We start from the raw sequence: 17,996 nt of genomic DNA, 5'->3' as shown, positions 1-17,996 counted from the left end.
AGTGCCCTGTGACCGTCAAAGACGCCGATATCGCCCGCGCGCTCATGCCGGTGCTGGGCGCCGATCATGCGACGGTGGCTGAGCGGCTGCACGGCGAGCCCGGGGGCGTGCACTGCGCGCGGCTCGCGGGCGGGGAGCGGGTATGGGTCGTCAGCCGGTACGACGATGTGCGGACCCTGCTCGCCGATCCGCGGTTGGCATTGAACAAGAAGGCGTCGCTGGCCGGCTATGAGGGGTTCGGGCTGCCGCCGGCGCTGGAGGCGAACCTGCTGAACCTCGACGGCGGGGATCACGCGCGGCTGCGGCGGCTGGTGGCGTCGGCGTTCACAGCGCGGCGGGTCGAAGGGCTTCGGGAGCGGATTCAGGCGCAGGTGGATGCGTTCGTCGATGCGTTGGCGGCGGAAGGTCAGGATGCTGATACGGAGGCCGAGACGGAGGCGGACGTCGATGCCGACGCCGACGCCGACGTGACGGACCTGGTCGCCGCCTACGCCGCGCCGGTCCCCATCGCAGTGGTCTGCGATCTGCTGGGCGTGCCCGGCGAGCAGGGCGTGACGCTGCGCGGCTACACGCAAGTGCTGCTGGCCCCGGGCGAGTACGGTCCGTCGGACCTCGCCGCGACGATGCGCGGCATCATCGGATTGCTGTCCGGACTCCTGGCAGCCAAGCGGGACGACCCGGCGGACGACCTCCTCTCGGCGATGATCGCGGCGCGCGACGGCGAGGACCGGCTGTCCGAGGACGAACTCCTCTCGCTGGCGTTCCTGATTCTGTTCGCGGGCTACGAGAACTCGGTGCACGTCATCAGTGCCGCGGTAGCCCGGCTTCTCACCGACCCCGCTGCCGCAGCCGCGGTCCGCGCGGAGCCGAACCCGCACACGCCGGGCATGGCCGCCCTGACCGAGGAGATCCTGCGCCGCGATCAGCCGGGCACGACTGCGATCCGCCGCCCGACCGAGGACGTGGCGCTCGGCGACGGCGTCGTGATCCCGGCAGGCGACACTGTCCTGTTGTCGGTCAGCTCGGCGAACCGCGACCCGAAGGCGACGGCTACGGCTACGGCGAGCGCCAACGCGACTCCAGGACACGTCACCTTCGGACACGGCGTGCACTACTGCCTCGGCGCACCCCTGGCTCGCCTCGAAGTGAGCATCGCGCTGTGGACGCTGCTGACCAGACTGCCCGACCTGGCGCTGGCCGTCCCGTCGGAAGACCTGGTCTGGCGATCGAGCCACCGCCAGCGCTCCCTCGCCGCGCTCCCGGTCACGGTGGGAAAGGCGCTTCCACCGGCGGCGCACAGTGCCTAAATCCCTTTGACGCCACTACTCCGGGCCAACAAGCTGAGCGGCGTTCTTGTCCGCTCAGCTACGGGGTATGCCGACGTGAATTTCGCTCTTTTCGACCCGGACGCCATGACCGAGGCGGACTACGAGGCGATCACCGAGATGCGGGCCCGCATCTTCGCCCTCGACCGCCCCGGGACGCCGCCGCTCTCTCTGGCCGCGACCATCGCGCTCATGACCGAGGTCGACGCCGCCGCCCTGGCCGCGCGGATCTTCTGGCTGGCGCGCGGCGACGCGGGCGAGCTGGTCGGCTTCGGGCAGGTGTCGATGCCGGAGCAGGAGAACACTGATACCGCGATCGTCTTCCTCGAGGTCGACCCCGACCGCCGCCGCCAGGGGATCGGCACCGCGTTCCTGCGCGCGGTACTGCCCTCGATCCAGGCGGCCGGACGGACCCGCGTGCTGGCGATGAACGTCACCACCGACGCCGACGGCGAGCGGTTCGCCGAGGCGATGGGCGCGGTCTGCACCATCCGCGGTCTGGTGCAGACACTCGACGTCGCCGCCGCCGATCGGACGCTGTGGGACATCCCGGCGCCGCAGGGCTACCGCGTGGAGAGCTGGAACGGCGCCGTACCCGAGGACTCCCTCGTCTCCTACGCCCGCGCGCGCACAGCCATCGCCGACGCCCCGTCCCAAGACCACGAGTGGGAACCCATGGCCTGGACGCCGGAGCGCGTCCGCGCGGAGGAAGCCTTGTTCGCCGAGTCCGGCCAGGAGTACCGACAGGCCGTGGCCATCCACGAGTCAAGCGGCGACGTCGCCGGAATCACCGAACTCGTCCTCCGCCCCGCCGACCCCACCCACGCCCAACAGCTGGACACCGCCGTGCACCACCCGCACCGCGGCCACCGCCTAGGCCGCGCAATGAAGGCCGAACTACTCCGCAGCCTGGTCACCGAACGACCCGCCGTGCAACGCGTGACAACAGCCACCGCCTCCGACAACATCCACATGATCGCCGTGAACCACGCAATCGGCTACACCGACACCCGCCGCCAGGGCTTCTTCGAAACGAAGGTGGACGACCTGGCCGCGCGGCTGGGTTAGTGAGCGACTGAGCTCCGCCGACGCTGAACTCCGCTGAACTCCCCGACTCACCCACCTCACCGGTCGCCGAGCTCCGCTCACAGCGCCGGCCTCAGTGATCCCGTCCAGTGAGAAAGCGAGCCAGCCGAGTTGGCCGAGCCGGCCGCGCGACAAGCCGACTAAGCTCCGCCGCCGACTCCGCCGACTCCGCCGAACTCCCCCGACTCACTCACCTCGCTGGTCACCGATCGCCGAACCCCGCTCACCGCACCGACCTCAGTGATCCCGTCCGGTGAGAAACCGAGCCAGCGTCCGTAGATCAGCGGCGGGCTGCGGCCGGGGATCGGCAGCGGCCAGCGACTCCAGTGCGGATCGAACCCGTTGCGCGGCGGCGTTCTCGGCCCATGCGCGGCCGCCGGCGTGCTCGATGAGGTCGGCTGCGCGGCGGACCGTGGCGGGGTTGAGGGGTTCGTGGCTGCGGAGCAGGGTGCGGAGGTGCTCGGCGGCTGGGGTGCCCGAGGCGAGGGCCGCGGTCACCGGTAGCGACTTCTTGCGGGCGACGAGGTCCGCGCCGGCGGGTTTGCCGGTGGTGCGGGGGTCGCCCCAGATGCCCAAGAGGTCGTCGACCAGTTGGAAGGCCAGTCCGAGGTCGCGACCGAAGCGGAGTTAGCAGTGCGCGGTGGCGGGGTCGGCGCCGGCGGCCACCGCGCCGAGGTGGCACGCGGCGCCGAGCAGGGCTCCGGTCTTGTCCGCGGCCATCGCCAGGCACTCCTCGAGTGCGACGTCGTCGCGCTGCTCGAAGGCGATGTCAGCAGCCTGACCCCGGCACAGGTCGCGCAGCGCGTCGGCGACGATCCGCGCCGCCAGGGCGCCGCGCGTCCCGGTCGCGGCCAGGCGGACGGCGTCGGTGAGCAGCGCGTCGCCGGCCAGGACCGCGAGCGGGACGCCGAACTGCGTCCACGCCGCCGGGCGGTGCCGGCGGGTCGGGTCGGCGTCCATGATGTCGTCGTGGAGCAGGGAGAAGTCGTGGACCAGCTCGACGGCGACCGCGGCGGGGACGGCCTCGGTCAGGTCGGCGGCTCCGGCGGCGGCCGCGCACCCCAGGGTCAGGGCCGGACGCAGGGCTTTGCCGGAGGTCCGGCGCGGCGTGCCATCGGCCTCCCACCAGCCGATGTGGTAGCCGGCGACGATCCGGACGCTCGCGGGCAGATCGCCGACCGCCTTGCGGTGCGCGGGCTCGACCATGCTTCTGGCGTGGGCCAGGATCTCTTCGGCGGTCGGCGCGGTGCTCAGGGCGGGGACGGGCAGAAGAATGTCGGTCATGGCGGCTCAGCAGTCCGCGAGCGCGGAGGATGCCGCCAAGGCCAGGAGCTGGTTCGGATTCTCCTCCTGCGTCAGCCGCACCGTCGAGCTGTACCGGTCGGTGTCGCGGAGCTGCCATTTGACGCCCTCGTACACCCAGTCCTCCAGGATCTGGAAGAAGACCGCCACGTCTTCCCTTCCGCCGGCCTCCGGGTCCTCGCGCAGAGCCGTGAGCGTCCCGGCGGCGCGCTGGTAGTGCTCGGCGGCCCGCTCGACGTTCAGCTGCAGATCGCCGCCGTACTCCTGCTGCAGCGACAGAACCAGGTTGTCGCGGATGCCGCGCAGCAGATCCGACTTCAGCCCGATGATGTCGTTGCCGTACGCGATGGCCGCGGCGGCGGCACGCATCGCCTTCCGCACCAACGGATGCCGGACGACGTCCATCGGGATCTCGATGCCGTAGGAGTGCTCGGCCATCATGAACACCGGCGCCGCCGCGGTGGCGGTCGGCCGCAGTTCGCTGGCCTTGCCGAAGGAGTTCACCCGGCCGGTGCTGACCAGGATCGCCTCCTCCGCGGCGGTTCTCAGATACCCGTCGGTCTCGGCCAGCAGCCGCCGGCGCCACTCCAGCGAGGTGTCCTCCTGGAGCTTCGCCCAGATCCCGCGCATGCTCTGAGCCAGAGGCGCATCGAGCATGACGACGTCGCGCTCGTCCTCGGCGAACCAGGTGTGGACGACGTCGGTCACGCCGGACACCTGCTGCGGCGAGAGGTGGTTCCCGAGCTGTTCGGCCCAGTCGTCGTAGATGAAGAACCACGTCATCAGCTCGCCGTAGATCTCATACCGGCGCGGCGAGAGCGCGCCGGGGACGACGTAGGCGCACATCGTCCCGATCCGCTGCGAGGCGTAGTACCGCCGGGCCGCCGGCGTCGTCAGCAACCCGGTCCGGCAGGCGAAGTCGATCACGTGGTCGTCGAGCTCGGGACCCCAGGCGGCCCTCCGTTCCCCGGGCAGGAGGCGGAACTCCGGCAGGTCGAACAGCCGGGTGATCTCATCGGCCGGCATGGATACCTCGCGTTTCGCTCAGGCGGCCCGGTCGCGGTTCCGGGACCAGGTGCACATCGGCCGGGGTCATGGACCGGGGCGGACGCGGGCGGGCGTCATGGCGCGGCGTCGGCCGGAACCGCCAGACGGAGGCGACGGCGCTGAGCATGATGGCGGCCTCGGTCAGGGCGAAGGTGTTGCCCATGCACTTGCGGCTGCCGGAGTGGAACGGGATGAAGGAGTGCCGGTCCCCAGGCTCGCGCCGGTCCCAGCGGTCGGGGTCGAACGCCTCGGGGTCCGGGAAGTGCCGCGGGTCGTGGTGGAGCTGGTAGGAGCTGAAGAAGACCTCGGTGTCGGCCGGCAGCCGGCACCCTTCGAGGTCGACGTCGGCGATGGTGATCCTGCTCATCATCCAGACCGGCGGGTAGAGCCGCAGGGTCTCGGACACCACGTTCCGGGTGAACGGCAGGCGCGGCAGGTCGTCGGGCCCTGCGATGGCGCCGTCGAGCACCGTGTCGAGTTCCTCGTGCAGGCGGCGTTCGGCCTCCGGATGCGTGGCCAGCAGGTGGAACGCCCACGCCAGCGTAGTGGCGGTCGTGTCACCGCCGGCGGAGAGCAAGGTCATGACCTGGTCGCGCAGGTCCTCGTCGGTGAAGGCGTCCGAGCCGTCGGGCGCGCTGCCGTCGGAGGTGATGAGCGCGGAGAGCAGTCCGCTGGCGTCCGGCTTCGCCCGCGCCGTCGCCACGATACGGTCGGCGGCGGCGAAGGTGTCCCGGCGGGCCCGATCGAAGCGGCGGTTGCCCGGCGTCGGCAGCCGGAACAGGAACGGGAACGGGACGGCCGCGCGCAGCAGGGCGCCGTCCAGAAGAATACGGACCTGCTGGGCGACCTTGCCGGCGGCCTCCGCATCGGCGGTCGGCAGCATGGCACGGATCATGACGCGCAGCGTGGCGCTGGACAGGTCGTCGATCAGGTCGGTCTCGCGGTGCGGCGTCCACGTCGCGGTCAGCTGAGCCGCCTCCTCGCGCATGACCTCGGCGTACCCGGCGATGCGCGGCAAGGTGAACGCCGGCTGCATCAGGGGGCGCTGACGGCGGTGGTCCTCCCGCCAGCAGGTCGCCAGTCCGTTGCCGAGCAGATCGCGGGCGGCGTCCATCAGCGGACCGCCCTTCTCGAAGGCCGGATCGGTGAGGACGCGGTGCACCAGGTCCGGATCGGTGACCAGGTAGGCGGCGCGCGGGCCGAGCTTCACCCGCAGGACCGGTCCGGCCTGACGGCATTTGTCGAGCCAGCCGAGCGGGTCGCGGACCAGCTGCCAGCTATGGCCGAGCAGCGGACGGAACCCGGGTGCGGTGGACGCTACGGCTGATGGTGCCGAGGAAGCGGCTGAAACAGCCTCCTGCGAGTGCCCCTCCGAGGCAGTTCCTGGAACAGAAGATTTCGGCATGAGTCAGGTGCCCCCCACGGCATGTATGCCTCTTTCCTGCGGTCATTAGCGCATAGCGCATCTTGACCGTCAAGAGAGGAAGGAATCCGGACTTGCGCTCCCTGTGATGCTATGGTCCGAGGCCCGCGAGGAATGAACCCCGCGGCCCTGCTGTACGTGTCTTGTCGAGGCGATGCCTTCCACCGGTGAATGGAGCACGTGATGGGGTTATGGGTTCGCGGCGTACTCGGCATCGTTCTGATCGTGATCGGGGGCGTGTGGATCGCTCAGGGGTCCGGCAAGATGCACGGGTCGACGATGACCGGCCATTCCCAGTACACCGGGCTCGGGGTGGTCGTGGTCGTCGTCGGGCTGGGGCTGCTCGTCTGGGCCTGGCGGCTGCGGAACCGGGGACCGCGGTAACCGATGCCGTCATCACAGGAGCCGGGGACCGAGGCTGATCCCGGAACCGAGACCAACGCCGAGCGCCGCCGCGTCGCATGGCTGCTTGGCGGGCTGATCGGGTTGCTCGCCGCCGCCGTGGGCGTCGCAGTGGGCGAACTCGGCGCGGCGATTTCCGCGGAGTTCGTGTCTGGCACGCCGATCGCGCCGGCCGTCGCGGTCGGGGAATGGGCCATCGATCTGAGCCCGGCGTGGCTGAAGGAACAGGCGATCCGCACCTTCGGCACGCACGATAAATCCGCCCTGCTGACCGGCATCTACATCACGATCGCGGTGGTCTCGGCGCTGGTCGGGGTGCTGGCTCGGCGGCACTTGCGCATCGCGACCGGGCTGGCTGCCGCGTTCGGCGTGGTCGGTCTGATCGCGGCGTTCACGCGGCCGGTCGTCGGCTTCGGTACCTGGTTTCCCGCGCTGCTGGCAGGCGGAGCCACTGTCGCGGTGTTGTGGTGGCTCACCATTTGGAGTCAGCAAGCACAGGTCCGCAAGCCGGCCGGCGATCCCGCTCAGCGACGCCACTTCCTGGTGACGCTTGGGGGGACCGGTGCGGGCGCGCTGGTCGGCGGCTTCGGCAGCCGCGCGTGGCTCAACTCGCGCTACACCGTCGCTCCGGCGCGCGCCAACGTGGTCCTGCCCGAGCCTGCCGTACGGCTGCCGGAGGTGCCCGCCTCGGCTCATCCGGATGTCCCCGACCTCGAGCCCTTCTTCACGCCGAACGCTCAGTTCTACCGCGTCGACACGGCGATGACGGTTCCGCAGGTCGATCCGCGCGAGTGGATGCTGCGGATCCACGGCATGGTGGACCGGCCGGTCTCGATCAGTTTCGAGGACCTGCTCCGGATGCCGCTGGAGGAGCACGATCTGACGCTGACCTGCGTGTCGAACACGATCGGCGGTCCGTATTGCGGCAATGCCCGCTGGCTCGGCGCGCCGCTGGCGCCGTTGCTGCGCCGGGCCGGGGTGCGGGCCGGGGCGGATCAGATCATGTGCACATCCTTCGACGGCATGACGATCGGCACGCCGGTGGAGGCGGTGCTCGACGGCCGCCAGGCGATGCTGGCGGTGGCGATGAACGGTCAGACGCTGCCGGTCGAGCACGGTTTTCCCTGCCGGATGCTGGTTCCCGGCCTGTATGGGTACGTCTCGGCGACGAAGTGGGTCGTCGATCTCAAACTCACCACCTTCGCCGCGGAGAGCGGCTTCTGGGTGAGCGAGGGGTGGTCGCAGCAGGCGCCGGTGAAGACCGCGTCGCGGATCGACGTCCCGGGGACGGGAGCGTCGCTGACGGCCGGGACGATCGTCGTCGCCGGGGTGGCGTGGGCTACGCACCGGGGTGTCGCCGGGGTCGAGGTGCAGGTCGACAAGGGACCGTGGGTGACTGCGAACCTCGCGACCGCCGACACTCCGGACACCTGGCGGCAGTGGTCTTACCCGTGGCAGGCGACGAAGGGCTCGCACACGCTGACCGTCCGCTGCACCGACGGCACGGGGACGCTAGAGACGCCGGTAATTCAGGACACGCTGCCCGACGGGGCGACGGGCTATCACAGCATCCAGGTCACGGTGGGCTGAACCGAACTACCGAGTAATGTGCTCCCAGCACCAGCCGTACTCGGGGAGGGGTTTCGCACTCATGGGTAACCGTTTGAGGCCTTCTGTGGCTCGCACGCGCCTGTCGGCTCTGGCCGTCACGACCTCCTTGGCCGCCGCCGGGGTCGGTGGGATCGGCGGGATCGGCGCCGAGGCGGCGCACGCGGCGGTCGCCGCCGAGGCGACGCAGCCGGGCGGCACGCAGGGCGAGGTGGCGACAACCGCCGCCTTGCCGATCCTCACCGAGACGAGCCGCATGGTGGTCCGCGCGGACCTGACCGGGTCGTTCGCCGACACGAACATCGACCTGACCAAGAGCGCGGTCCTGTGGGGCGACGGCTCGAAGTCCCCGATCGCGGTCGACTCCGGGACGCGCGAGGTGTCGGTCGGCGACCACACGTATACGGCCGCCGGCGTCCACACGGTCGTGCTCTCCCTCGTGGAGCAGGGCGCCAGCACCTCGATCGCCAACTCGGCCGACATCGCCGTCGGTGACGTGGCGGGTCTGTCGATCCAGCGGAGCGCGCACTTCGGCAGCGCCGTGCCCGCGTTCTACAACGGGACGCAGGCCGACAGCTTCGACACCAACGTGACCTTCTCCATCAACTGGGGTGACGGGCACGTCGACACGACCGCGCCGGGCGAGTCGGTGTTCGACCTGCCGTCCACGCACGTCTACGCGGTGCCGCGGTCCGCGCCGTATACGGCGGTGCTGACCGTGTACAACAACGGCGTCGCGGCGGCGGTGGCGTCGCTGCCGATCACCATCAACGCCAGTACCGTCCAGGCGGCGCTGCACCTGATGCCGACCGCGCCGTACTCCGTCTCCGCCAACCTGGCGGGCTCCTCGGTGGACGTCGACGCGAAGGCTGCGACGTACACGATCGACTGGGGTGACGGGACGGCTCAGGCTCCTGACACGCAGACGTTCCACGGTGTCGGCGCCACGCTGCCGGCCAACCCGAGCCACAAGTACGCCGCGGCGGGTAACTACACCGTCAGGCTCACCGTCAGGGACGGGCTCGGCGGTGCCGCGACCGCGGCGACGACCGTCTTGGTGAGCGCCCCGGTGCGGCCGGTGGCGACGGTCACGCAGTACGCGGGCATCGACCGCTACCGGACGAGCCTGCTGGTTTCGCAGGCGCGCTGGGCGAACCACGGCGTGGCCGACGACCCGGCGCACCGCCTTGAGGCGAACGCGGTCGTGCTGGCGACCGGCACCGCGTTCCCGGACGCGCTGTCCGGCATCCCGCTGGCGAAGGCGAAGAACGGGCCGCTGCTGCTGACCGACGGCGCGCGGGCTTCGGTGGACCCGACGGTCCTGACCGAGATCCAGCGCGTCCTGCCGAAGGGCAGCATGATCTACATCCTCGGCCAGACCGGCGCGGTCAGCCAGGGCATCCAGACCGAGCTGTCGAAACTCGGATACCGCGTCACCCGCTACGGCGGCACCGACCGCTACGCGACGTCTCTGCTGATCGCCCAACTCGGCATGCAGAACCCGTCGCACATCGTCGTGGCCCGCGGCGACCAAGGCGCCGACAACACCGGCTTCGCCGACGCCCTGTCCGCCGGCCCTCTCGCCGCCGACATCTTCGGCGGCGGCGACGCAGCCATCGTCCTGTCGGACAACAAGACCCTCACCCCCGCCACCGCGGCATACGTGAAGGGCAAGTTCGCCGACGCCTCCACCGACGTGGCAGCCGTCGGCGGCGCAGCAGTGGCAGCCGTAGCAACCCTCCCCGGCTCCGCCACCGCCAGCACACCCCTCGCCGGCACAGACCGCTACGACACCGCCCGCCTCGTAGCCCAACTCTTCGCCACCCACGACCCCATCGGCATAGCCACCGGCCTCCAATTCCCCGACGCCCTCGCCGGCGGCGCCCTCATGGCCTCCCTCGGCGGCCCCCTCATCCTCACCGACCCCACCAGCGAAACAGCCGGCGCCGCCGGCACCGCCAAAGCCGTCCTCCAATTCGCCGGCACCACCCCAGCGGTGAACATCTTCGGCGGCGACGCCGCGGTCAGCCCGGGAGTCGTCAGCGTGATCATGGGCCAGGTCGGGCAGGGGACGCTGAACCGGATCTCGTGAGCGGCTCGATGTTGATGGCTTAATGCGTTACGGCATTCCCCCTAAGCAATCACCAATGGGACGGCTCTACCAAGTCATGGCCTACTGCACCGTGCTCAGGCTCGCTCACGGACACCTCGTCTACGCGGCCGGCGAACCTGCTATCGCCACCCACACCGTCCGAGCCGCGGGTCTGGCGATCACCGCGCACGCGCTCGATCTCGACCAGCCGCCGACGCGGGTCGAGGAGCAGATCGCCGCGATCGGCGAGTGGATCGTGAACGCGATCGCGTAGAGGCCGAAACATGCGGGCGGCGATTTACCGCAGCGTACTTACACGTTGCCCCGTCGCACCTCACAGGCTCTTGAAGAGCACTGATTCGGGTTCGGGGAAAACCCGCTGTCTCAGAGTACGAAGATGACACGTTGCAGCGCTACGGTGGCGCCGGGAGATTCCGCGTCTGACTGCTGCTGAGAGGTCTGTCATGCTTCGAACCGCCCCATGCCCGAGGGTGCTCATCGTCGGGGCAGGGTTGGCCGGGACTGCTACGGCGATCCGGTTGTTGTGCTTTGCTCGTCGGCCTTTGGAAGTCGTGTTGGTGGAGCGGCGGGCCGATTATCGGTCGGCGGGGGTCGCTTATCATCGCGACGGCAATCCCTGGGATCATGTGTTCAACATTCAGGCGGGGCGGATGTCGGCGTTCCGGGAGGATGTGCTCGACTTCGTGCGGTGGGCGAATCGGGAGGCTGATCGGGGGGATTGGCCGGCGCCTTGGGCCGATTGGGAGTTCACCGAGCATGGTCCGGCGCCTCGGCGGATCTTTCAGGACTACCTCGCCGAGCGGTTGGCGTACGCCAGGCAGGAGGCGAGTGAGGGCGTCGTGCTCGTCGAGGCCGACGGCGAGGTGGTCGACATCGCGCGCTGTGGCGCGGGCTTGGACGTGACTGTCCGGCCGCCGGTTGCGGATCCTGAGAATCCCGGCGGGGAGGCCTTGCCGGGCACGCCGAGCGTCCTCTACGCCGATCACGTCGTGCTCGCTACAGGGCTCGAGCTTCGGGACATGCCCTTCTCCACCGATGTGCTCGGGCACGCCTCGTTCATCCGCAATCCCTACTCCCGCACCGGGATCCGCACCGTCGAGTCATTGGCACCGGATGCGACCGTCGCGATCGTCGGGTCCGTGCTCAGCGCGTACGACTCGACGGCGTTCCTGCTGCGCCGCGGCCACAGCGGTCCGATCCACCTGATCTCCAGGACCGGCACGATCTTCCGGACCTATCCGGAGAACCACGAGCACGCCGTCGTCCAGCTCCCCTGCCCGACGTCGTTGTTGCAGCCGTATCAGAACCGTGAGGAACTCATCGAGCGGGTTCGCACGGAGTGGACCGCGGCCTGCGCTCTGGTCACGAAGGACCATCCCGACATCTCCCCCGAGGTCGTCGCCGAGCGCGTGACCAAGGCGTGGGAGCCGTATCTGCCCGAAGCCATCGCCCTGATTCCCAACCCCGAACTGCGCAACCTCCTGGATGAATTCAGTACCCTGATAGCTGCCCTGCGGGTGAGCGCCGTGCACTACACAATGTCCGTCATCGAGCCCGCGATGCGCCCGGCCGACGGGACGGTGAAACTCGTCGTCGGCAAGGTCGAGAACGTCGCCCCGGCGGACTCCGGGCGCCTCGTGGTGACCGTCGCCGGTCCGGAGACCAAGCAGGCCATCGAAGCGGACCTGGTCATCTCCAACTTCGGGCGGGAGCCGGACTACGACCGGGTCGACCATCCCTTGTGGCGCAACCTGTTCCAGCGGGGTCTGGCCGTGCCGCACCGGCGCACCGGGCGCGGTGTGGACGTCGACGGCGACGGGACGCTGCTGACGCCCGACGGCGAGCCGTCCGGACCGCTGTCGGTGGTCGGTGTGCCGCGCGAGGGCGACGAGATCGTCCGGAACGGCCGCACCGGGGCGTTCGCCTTCAACCTGGCGGCCGTGAAGAACCAGTCCATCGTGGTCGCCGCGCAGGTCCTGGAGCAGATCGAGCTGCGCGAGGGCGACCTGGCGCGCCACCTGGAGGGCTACCGCAAACAACTCGGCACGCTCGAACAAACAGCCGCGGCCGGATTCGAGGAGGCTGTCGTACTGAAGGTGAGGAGTATGGCCATGCGCGCACGAAGCGGGCGAAGCTCGCTCGACGCCGAGACCGGCGACCGGATCCGCTCCGTGTCAGCGCTCTGTGACACCCCTGCTTACCCGATCGACGCCTCCCATCGCGACCGGCTGATGGGGGTGATCGTCACCCGCGCCGCGGTGCGACGTCTCACGGACGTCTCGGTGACGCCGCGGCAGCTGCGCCGACAACTGGGTTTGGCGAACCCCGACGACACGGAGGACTGAGTGGACAGGCGGCGAATCCAAGGATCCCTGCTCACCGGCGGCACGGAAAGCACCGTGCGCGGCGTGTGCAACAGAACCGACAGCCCGCTGGAAGGATCCATCCTCGTCGCCCCCTCGCTCGAAGCAGGCCTCTACGACGCCATCGTGGCGGCGAGTGCGGTCGTCTGCAGCTCGGGCGGCCGCACCGGGCACATGCAGTCGATCTGCCGCGGCCGGGGCATCCCGGTGCTGCGCATCGACCACGACGACCTCGCCGACCTGGCCGGCGAGGTCACGCTCCACCTGGACAGCGAGTCGATCACCATCGGACCGGCCCTGAGCGCCCACGCCCCCGAGGCGGGCACCGAGGCGCCCTCGCTGCAGAACCTGGGATCGGCGTGCGCCGTCATCGCCGACCTGCGCGACATCGACACGATCAACGCGTGCGGGCCCGGAGCCGCGCAGGTCGAGTCGTTCTTCATCCGCGAGGAGTTCCTGTGCCTGGCGGCCGGTCTCAGCCCGCTCGACGCGTTCGGCGGCGGACCGACCGACGTCACCGGCTACGGAAAGGCCGTCGCGGACCGGCTGTGCATGTTCGTCGACGCCCTGCTGCCCAGCCAGCGCATCGTGCTGCGCATGCTCGACCTGCGCTCGGACCACGCGGCGAGCGTGACCGAGCGCGCGCCGATCACCATCGAGCCGAACCCCGAGTTGGGCCTGCACGGCGCGCGCTGGCTCCTGGGCTCGGCCGCGTATCGGGACGCCCTGCACGCCGTGCTCGGCGCCCTGCACGACCAACTCGGCGACGCCGCGAGAAGGGTCCACCTCTCCGTCCCTTTTCTCACGGACGCCGAAGAGTTCACCCAGGTCATGGACCATCTCCAGCTCCCGGAGGAGGTCCCGGTCGCGGCGTTCATCGAGACGCCGGCAGCCGTGCACGCCGCGGAGGCACTGTGCGCGGCGGGCGCGAGCGAGCTGTTCCTCGGCACGAAGGACCTCGCGCAGTTCTACCTCGCGGCCGACCGCAACAACCACCTCGTGGCAGAGTCCTACCAAACCCGACACCCCGCCGTCCTGGACGGGCTCGACAGAGTCATCACAGCGGCACGCACCGCGGGCACGCCGGTGCGCGTGTTCGCACTCCACGCGGATCTGAAGCACTACCTGGATCGGCTGCCGACGCCGGACGGGTACATGATGTGCACCGCCGAACTCGAGCGGATGATCCTTCAGTCGCGCTGACCCGAGCTGAAGGCGTGCCGGACCGGCCGACACCGTTCGAACCAGCCGAGAGGGCTGCGAAGTCCTCTCGGCGACGAATCGGTCACGTCGTCCTCGTCATGGCCGCCCCGGACCCGAGCCAGGCGAGGATGTCGGTCAGCGAGATTCCCGCCGTGGCTTCGAGCACGTAGGCGATGACCGCCAGCGTCTGTTCGCGGACGTCGATGAGGGAGGCGATGACGCGCGAGCCGAGGCCGATGGCGAAGCTGATGGCGTCCTCGCCGATGTCGAGGGTCCAGGACACCGCCTGCTCGACGCCGTCGGCGGCCGCCTTGAGCCCGTCGCCGATCGCCAGAAGCCACTCCCAGGCAGCAGGCGGCGGCAGCGCCTCGAGGGCGGCACGGCCCTTGTGGACGGTCACCGTCCCGTCGGCGGCGAAGTGGCAGCCGATGGTCAGGGACGAGTGGTGCCCGACGCGGGGCGTGTGGCTGTGGCTGTGGCTGTGGCTGTGGCGGCCATCGTGGCCGTGTTCGTACCCACGCCGATACCCCCGAGCCTGACCCCGACCTGCCCGCGCACCCTCACCCTCGAGCCGGTCGTACGCGATCAGCAACCCCTCGATCCCGTCGAGCGCCGCAGCGCACTGACTCATCAGCTGCTCGGGATCAGCCGGGTCGGGAAACAGCGCACCGCCGTCGCTGCGCTGCGCGTTGTAGATCTGCTCGGGCGTCGTGATCGTCCGCAGCCCGGCCACCAGATTCGACGCCGGGTCCTCCTGCGTCGAGCGCCCGCCGACCGTGACCTCATACACCGGCGCAGTCAGGTTGCCGGCCTCCACCATGACCGTCACCATGCCTGCCGCGTCGGTGACCGCCAACCTCGCGATACCCGTCTTTAGCGCGGAGTACTTGCCGTTGACCAGTGCCGGCACGTCGAAACTCGGTCGCAGCAGCACCGGTGTGTCGCCGAGCGCGATGTGATCGTCGTCGGTGACCGTGATCCGCGTCGTGAACGTGTTCAGCGTGAACGCGGCATCAGGAGCCTGCAACGCGACCGCAGACTCCTGCCACAACTGCACCTCGGAGCTCTTGACCATCAGCGCCATGTGGTCCCAGTACGCGATGGCGACAGCGCCTCGCGTCGGGCTCCCCGAGGACTCGTCGATACGGTCCGCCACCGGTGTGCGATACGCGGCCAGCGCCGTGATCTCGGTGGCCAGCGTGAGCGCCGGATCCCAGGTGTAGGCCGGATCCTCGCCGGGCGTGCCGTCGATCCGGTAGCCGGTGGTGTGCGCCAGCTGGTCGTAAGCGTTCAGCGCCCACACGTCGATCGTCGATGCGGCGGCATCGCAGGACACAGACAAACGCGGCGTCGCGCCGAAGAACGTCGTGTCGGCGATCTCCAGCGGCGGACCGAAGCAGTCACCGGCCTGCAGGGACAGCGGGTAGCGGTGCAGCCCCGCGCCGGAGACGTAGAGCTCTGTCATGCCGCCGCTGACCGGCAACGCGGCGAGCGCGGCGGTGACCGTCCACGCGTAGTTCACCGGCAGGTCGAAGGTGCGGACGGTCCAGTGCGGCTCGCCGTGTTCGTCCACGACCGGCTGTGTGGTGAAGGTCAGACTGTCGACGCGCGGATCGGCCGTGGCGCACAGCGCGTAGATCCCGCGTCCGAGCCCCGGGACGTTGCCGAACGCGGCGGCCCGGCACAACGTCGCGCCGTCCGGCATCTTGAACGGCACGCACGTCCACGCGGCGTCCGACGGGTCCGGGTTGATGACGTACTGCTCCAGGTAGCCGGTCATCGGGCAGAAGGTCCCTGCGACGATCCCCGGGAAGCCGCCGCCGTCGTCCCCGTGGCCGAGGATGAGCTCGGAGAACGCCACGCCGGCCGGCGTCGGCCGCAACAGCAGCAGCTTGGCGAAGTGCCGCCACTCCCGCGGGCTCAGGTTGGCGGGCAGCTTCGGGCTGGTGTAGACGCGGGACTCGTGCAGCGGGTCGCCGTCGGAGACCGCCAGCGCGAGCCAGATGCCGCCGTCAGTGTCCTGGCTCGCGGCGAAGCACTGGGTCAGCGGCGCGGCGCCGAGTCCGTCCATCCCGGCCAGCTGGTCCGACAGCGGGATCTGGATCCAGCCGGTGGTCTGGCTCGCGTCCCGCATGGTGACGGTGAGCCGGCCCTTCTCGTCCACCGCGAACAGCAGCGGGGACTGGTCGCTCGCGCAGACGACCGCGAGCTGCTGCATCGGCACCGGAGCGATGCCCGCGACATGGTTCTGCGCGAGCGTGGACGTGATGTCGACAGGCATGCTCGGACTCCCTTTCAGACGCGTGCGGAAAAGGAGCGATGCGGGGGGCCCGAAGATGAAAGGGAGTTCTGACGGCTCCGAACCGGACTCTAGGTACCGGGTCCCTAAGGGCGCTAGAGGAGGCGTCGCAGAGCTAACCCTTTCTTCAGACCGGCGGTCGGCGACACGTTCTGGTGTAGGGTGCGGCTGCCGAAGGCCGCCTCCCATATTCGGACATAGTGGGCGGCATGATTCTGCTGAACGTCGACGGCCGGACGGCCACGCTCTGGATGCTGGTCGCGTTCGTCGTCGCGTTCGGGCTCACCCGGACGATCACGCTGATGATCCGCGCCGGGCGCGGGCCGTTCCGGGACAACGTCACCGACGGCGGCGTGCACGTCCACCACATGGTCTACGGCATCTTCAGCATGATGGGCGCCGGGGTGGCGGAGTTCGCCCTCCGGCCCGGCGCGCCCTGGTACCACCTGCTCGCCGCGCTGTTCGGCGTCGGGGCGGCGCTCACTCTCGACGAGTACGCACTCTGGTTCTACCTGAAGGACGTCTACTGGGCCGAGGAAGGCCGCAAGTCGGTGGACATCGCCGTCTACACCGCCGGGCTCGGGATGATCACACTGATCACGGAGAATCCCTTCGCGCAGGAGGCGGGCAGCGGCCGGGTGGCGTGGGCCGTGACGATCGCGGTGCACCTGGTCTTCGCACTCGTCTGCGCCTACAAGGGCAAGGGCTTCACCGCCGTCGCCGGCGTCATGATCCCGGTCGTCGCGATCATCGGCGCGGTGCGGGTGGCGAAGCCCGGTTCACCGTGGGCGCGCCGCTACTACAAGGCCGACTCGCGCAAGATGGCGAAATCCGAGAAGCGGCGCGAACGGGAACTCAACGGCCGGACCGCACGCCTGCGGGACGCACTGGCCGGCACCCCGCAGCGGCGGGGCGCAGGCCATTGATTCGTGTCAACGAACCCTGACAGGGTGGCTGGGCGCCGTCAGAGCGCCGTCAGACCGACTCGGCGAAGTACGCGTTGAGCGCCTTCCAGCCTCGCCAGACGCGCGTGGCGCCGAACTGAGCGATGAAACGAAGCGCGGCGCGGACCTCCTCCTGCGAAGCGCCGCCCCGAATGGCGCGGCTGGCATGCGCGTTGAAGGACTCCTCAAGGGTTTGGTAGTGCACGTCGATACTGAGGCACACCAGCCCGCGCTCCCGCTCGGTCAAGGTGTCCGGACCGTGCCCGGAACGCATCCGCGACTGCAGATCGAAGAACTCCAGGTAGTGCGGGTCGAGGTCCCGCAGGATGTCGCGTGCCGTCTCCGGCAGAGCGCTCGGCACCGCGTCGGCGCCGGTGGAGACGAACGCCTCCCCCAGCGGTTCGACCGCGTCCGGCACGATGCCGTGCCGCGCCTCGAACGCGGCGAGCCGCTCGAACCCCGCAGCGGCGGCGTGGTATCCGCAGTCGTAGGAGATGAAGCGCAGCAGGGCTCGAACTTCGGACGTGGACACGCCGTGCTCGACGCCGAGGCGGACGTAGGCGTCGAACACGTGCCCGAGACCGGCCTGGCAGACGGCGGCCGTCACGCGCAGGAAGGTCTTCTCCCGTTCGGTCAGCTCGGTTATCGCGTCGGCGTGACCGGCAGTGGCGCCGAACATCTGCGCGAACATCGGGTCGATGACGGCGGTCGCCGCGTCTTCGGTCGTCGAAACGCTCACAGCAATCAGCTCTCTTCGTGAACAGTTGTAACGCTACGCCTGTAGCCCTAGTGAGGCTACAGGCGTAGCGCGATAAGCGTCCAGCTATAAACTCGTCCACCTGTAAACTCAGAGTCCTGCCTCAGCTGGGACGAGGCGGCGG

General features: G+C 69.8%; 13 protein-coding genes and 1 pseudogene. 9 read left to right on the top strand and 5 right to left on the bottom strand.

Features of this window, described 5'->3' with window-relative positions; genetic code table 11:
* Window positions 1-8 precede the first annotated feature (8 nt).
* The gene (locus tag CACI_RS17560; RefSeq protein WP_015792167.1) at window positions 9-1,307 is read left to right on the top strand and encodes a cytochrome P450 family protein; all 1,299 of its coding nucleotides are present in this window, start codon (window positions 9-11) and stop codon (window positions 1,305-1,307) included.
* Window positions 1,308-1,382: 75 nt separating this feature from the next.
* Window positions 1,383-2,393 (top strand): GNAT family N-acetyltransferase, encoded by a 1,011-nt coding sequence (locus tag CACI_RS17555; RefSeq protein WP_015792166.1) that lies wholly within the window; start codon window positions 1,383-1,385, stop codon window positions 2,391-2,393.
* A gap of 255 nt (window positions 2,394-2,648) precedes the next feature.
* Here the strand turns inward: CACI_RS17555 and CACI_RS17550 are convergent.
* The 3 genes and pseudogenes from CACI_RS17550 to CACI_RS17540 form a co-directional block, all read right to left on the bottom strand.
* A pseudogene (locus tag CACI_RS17550) lies at window positions 2,649-3,617 on the bottom strand (polyprenyl synthetase family protein).
* A gap of 84 nt (window positions 3,618-3,701) precedes the next feature.
* The gene (locus tag CACI_RS17545; protein ID WP_015792165.1) at window positions 3,702-4,739 is read right to left on the bottom strand and encodes a terpene synthase family protein; all 1,038 of its coding nucleotides are present in this window, start codon (window positions 4,737-4,739) and stop codon (window positions 3,702-3,704) included.
* Window positions 4,726-6,165: a cytochrome P450 gene (locus tag CACI_RS17540; RefSeq protein ID WP_015792164.1), complete on the bottom strand. Its 1,440-nt coding sequence runs from the start codon at window positions 6,163-6,165 to the stop codon at window positions 4,726-4,728. The genes CACI_RS17545 and CACI_RS17540 overlap by 14 nt, the downstream gene beginning before the upstream one ends.
* Before the next feature lie 201 nt (window positions 6,166-6,366).
* On the opposite strand from CACI_RS17540, the gene CACI_RS17535 reads away from it, so the two are divergent.
* The 6 genes from CACI_RS17535 (at window position 6,367) to CACI_RS17510 (ending at window position 13,872) form a co-directional block, all read left to right on the top strand.
* Window positions 6,367-6,567: a hypothetical protein gene (locus tag CACI_RS17535; RefSeq protein ID WP_015792163.1), complete on the top strand. Its 201-nt coding sequence runs from the start codon at window positions 6,367-6,369 to the stop codon at window positions 6,565-6,567.
* 3 nt (window positions 6,568-6,570) lie between these two features.
* On the top strand, window positions 6,571-8,175 hold the full coding sequence (locus CACI_RS17530) for a molybdopterin-dependent oxidoreductase (protein WP_015792162.1): 1,605 nt from the start codon (window positions 6,571-6,573) through the stop codon (window positions 8,173-8,175).
* An 85-nt stretch (window positions 8,176-8,260) separates the two neighbouring features.
* A complete protein-coding gene (locus CACI_RS17525) occupies window positions 8,261-10,285 on the top strand; it encodes a cell wall-binding repeat-containing protein (protein WP_041540303.1) in 2,025 nt (674 codons plus the stop codon).
* 55 nt (window positions 10,286-10,340) lie between these two features.
* Complete coding sequence (locus CACI_RS17520; protein ID WP_015792160.1) at window positions 10,341-10,559, top strand: hypothetical protein; 219 nt, start codon at window positions 10,341-10,343, stop codon at window positions 10,557-10,559.
* A 190-nt stretch (window positions 10,560-10,749) separates the two neighbouring features.
* Window positions 10,750-12,651 carry an FAD/NAD(P)-binding protein gene (locus CACI_RS17515; RefSeq protein ID WP_015792159.1) on the top strand — a complete coding sequence of 634 codons (1,902 nt, stop codon included), beginning with the start codon at window positions 10,750-10,752 and terminating at the stop codon, window positions 12,649-12,651.
* Between the two features lie 54 nt (window positions 12,652-12,705).
* Window positions 12,706-13,872: a putative PEP-binding protein gene (locus CACI_RS17510; protein ID WP_395994338.1), complete on the top strand. Its 1,167-nt coding sequence runs from the start codon at window positions 12,706-12,708 to the stop codon at window positions 13,870-13,872.
* 82 nt (window positions 13,873-13,954) lie between these two features.
* Here CACI_RS17510 and CACI_RS17505 read toward each other — a convergent pair whose 3' ends face one another.
* Window positions 13,955-16,153 (bottom strand): hypothetical protein, encoded by a 2,199-nt coding sequence (locus CACI_RS17505; protein ID WP_015792157.1) that lies wholly within the window; start codon window positions 16,151-16,153, stop codon window positions 13,955-13,957.
* A gap of 227 nt (window positions 16,154-16,380) precedes the next feature.
* Between CACI_RS17505 and CACI_RS17500 the strand changes: the two genes are divergently transcribed.
* Complete coding sequence (locus tag CACI_RS17500; RefSeq protein ID WP_015792156.1) at window positions 16,381-17,097, top strand: hypothetical protein; 717 nt, start codon at window positions 16,381-16,383, stop codon at window positions 17,095-17,097.
* A gap of 49 nt (window positions 17,098-17,146) precedes the next feature.
* Here CACI_RS17500 and CACI_RS17495 read toward each other — a convergent pair whose 3' ends face one another.
* Window positions 17,147-17,854, bottom strand: a complete 708-nt coding sequence (locus CACI_RS17495) for a carboxymuconolactone decarboxylase family protein (protein ID WP_015792155.1) — start codon at window positions 17,852-17,854, stop codon at window positions 17,147-17,149.
* Window positions 17,855-17,996 lie beyond the last annotated feature (142 nt).

Origin of the sequence: Catenulispora acidiphila DSM 44928 (genome assembly GCF_000024025.1) — a bacterium.
In the GTDB taxonomy this organism is placed as follows: Bacteria; Actinomycetota; Actinomycetes; order Streptomycetales; family Catenulisporaceae; genus Catenulispora; species Catenulispora acidiphila.
Note: the sequence above shows the minus strand (reverse complement) of the source record. Positions and strands in the feature narration are given on the sequence as shown.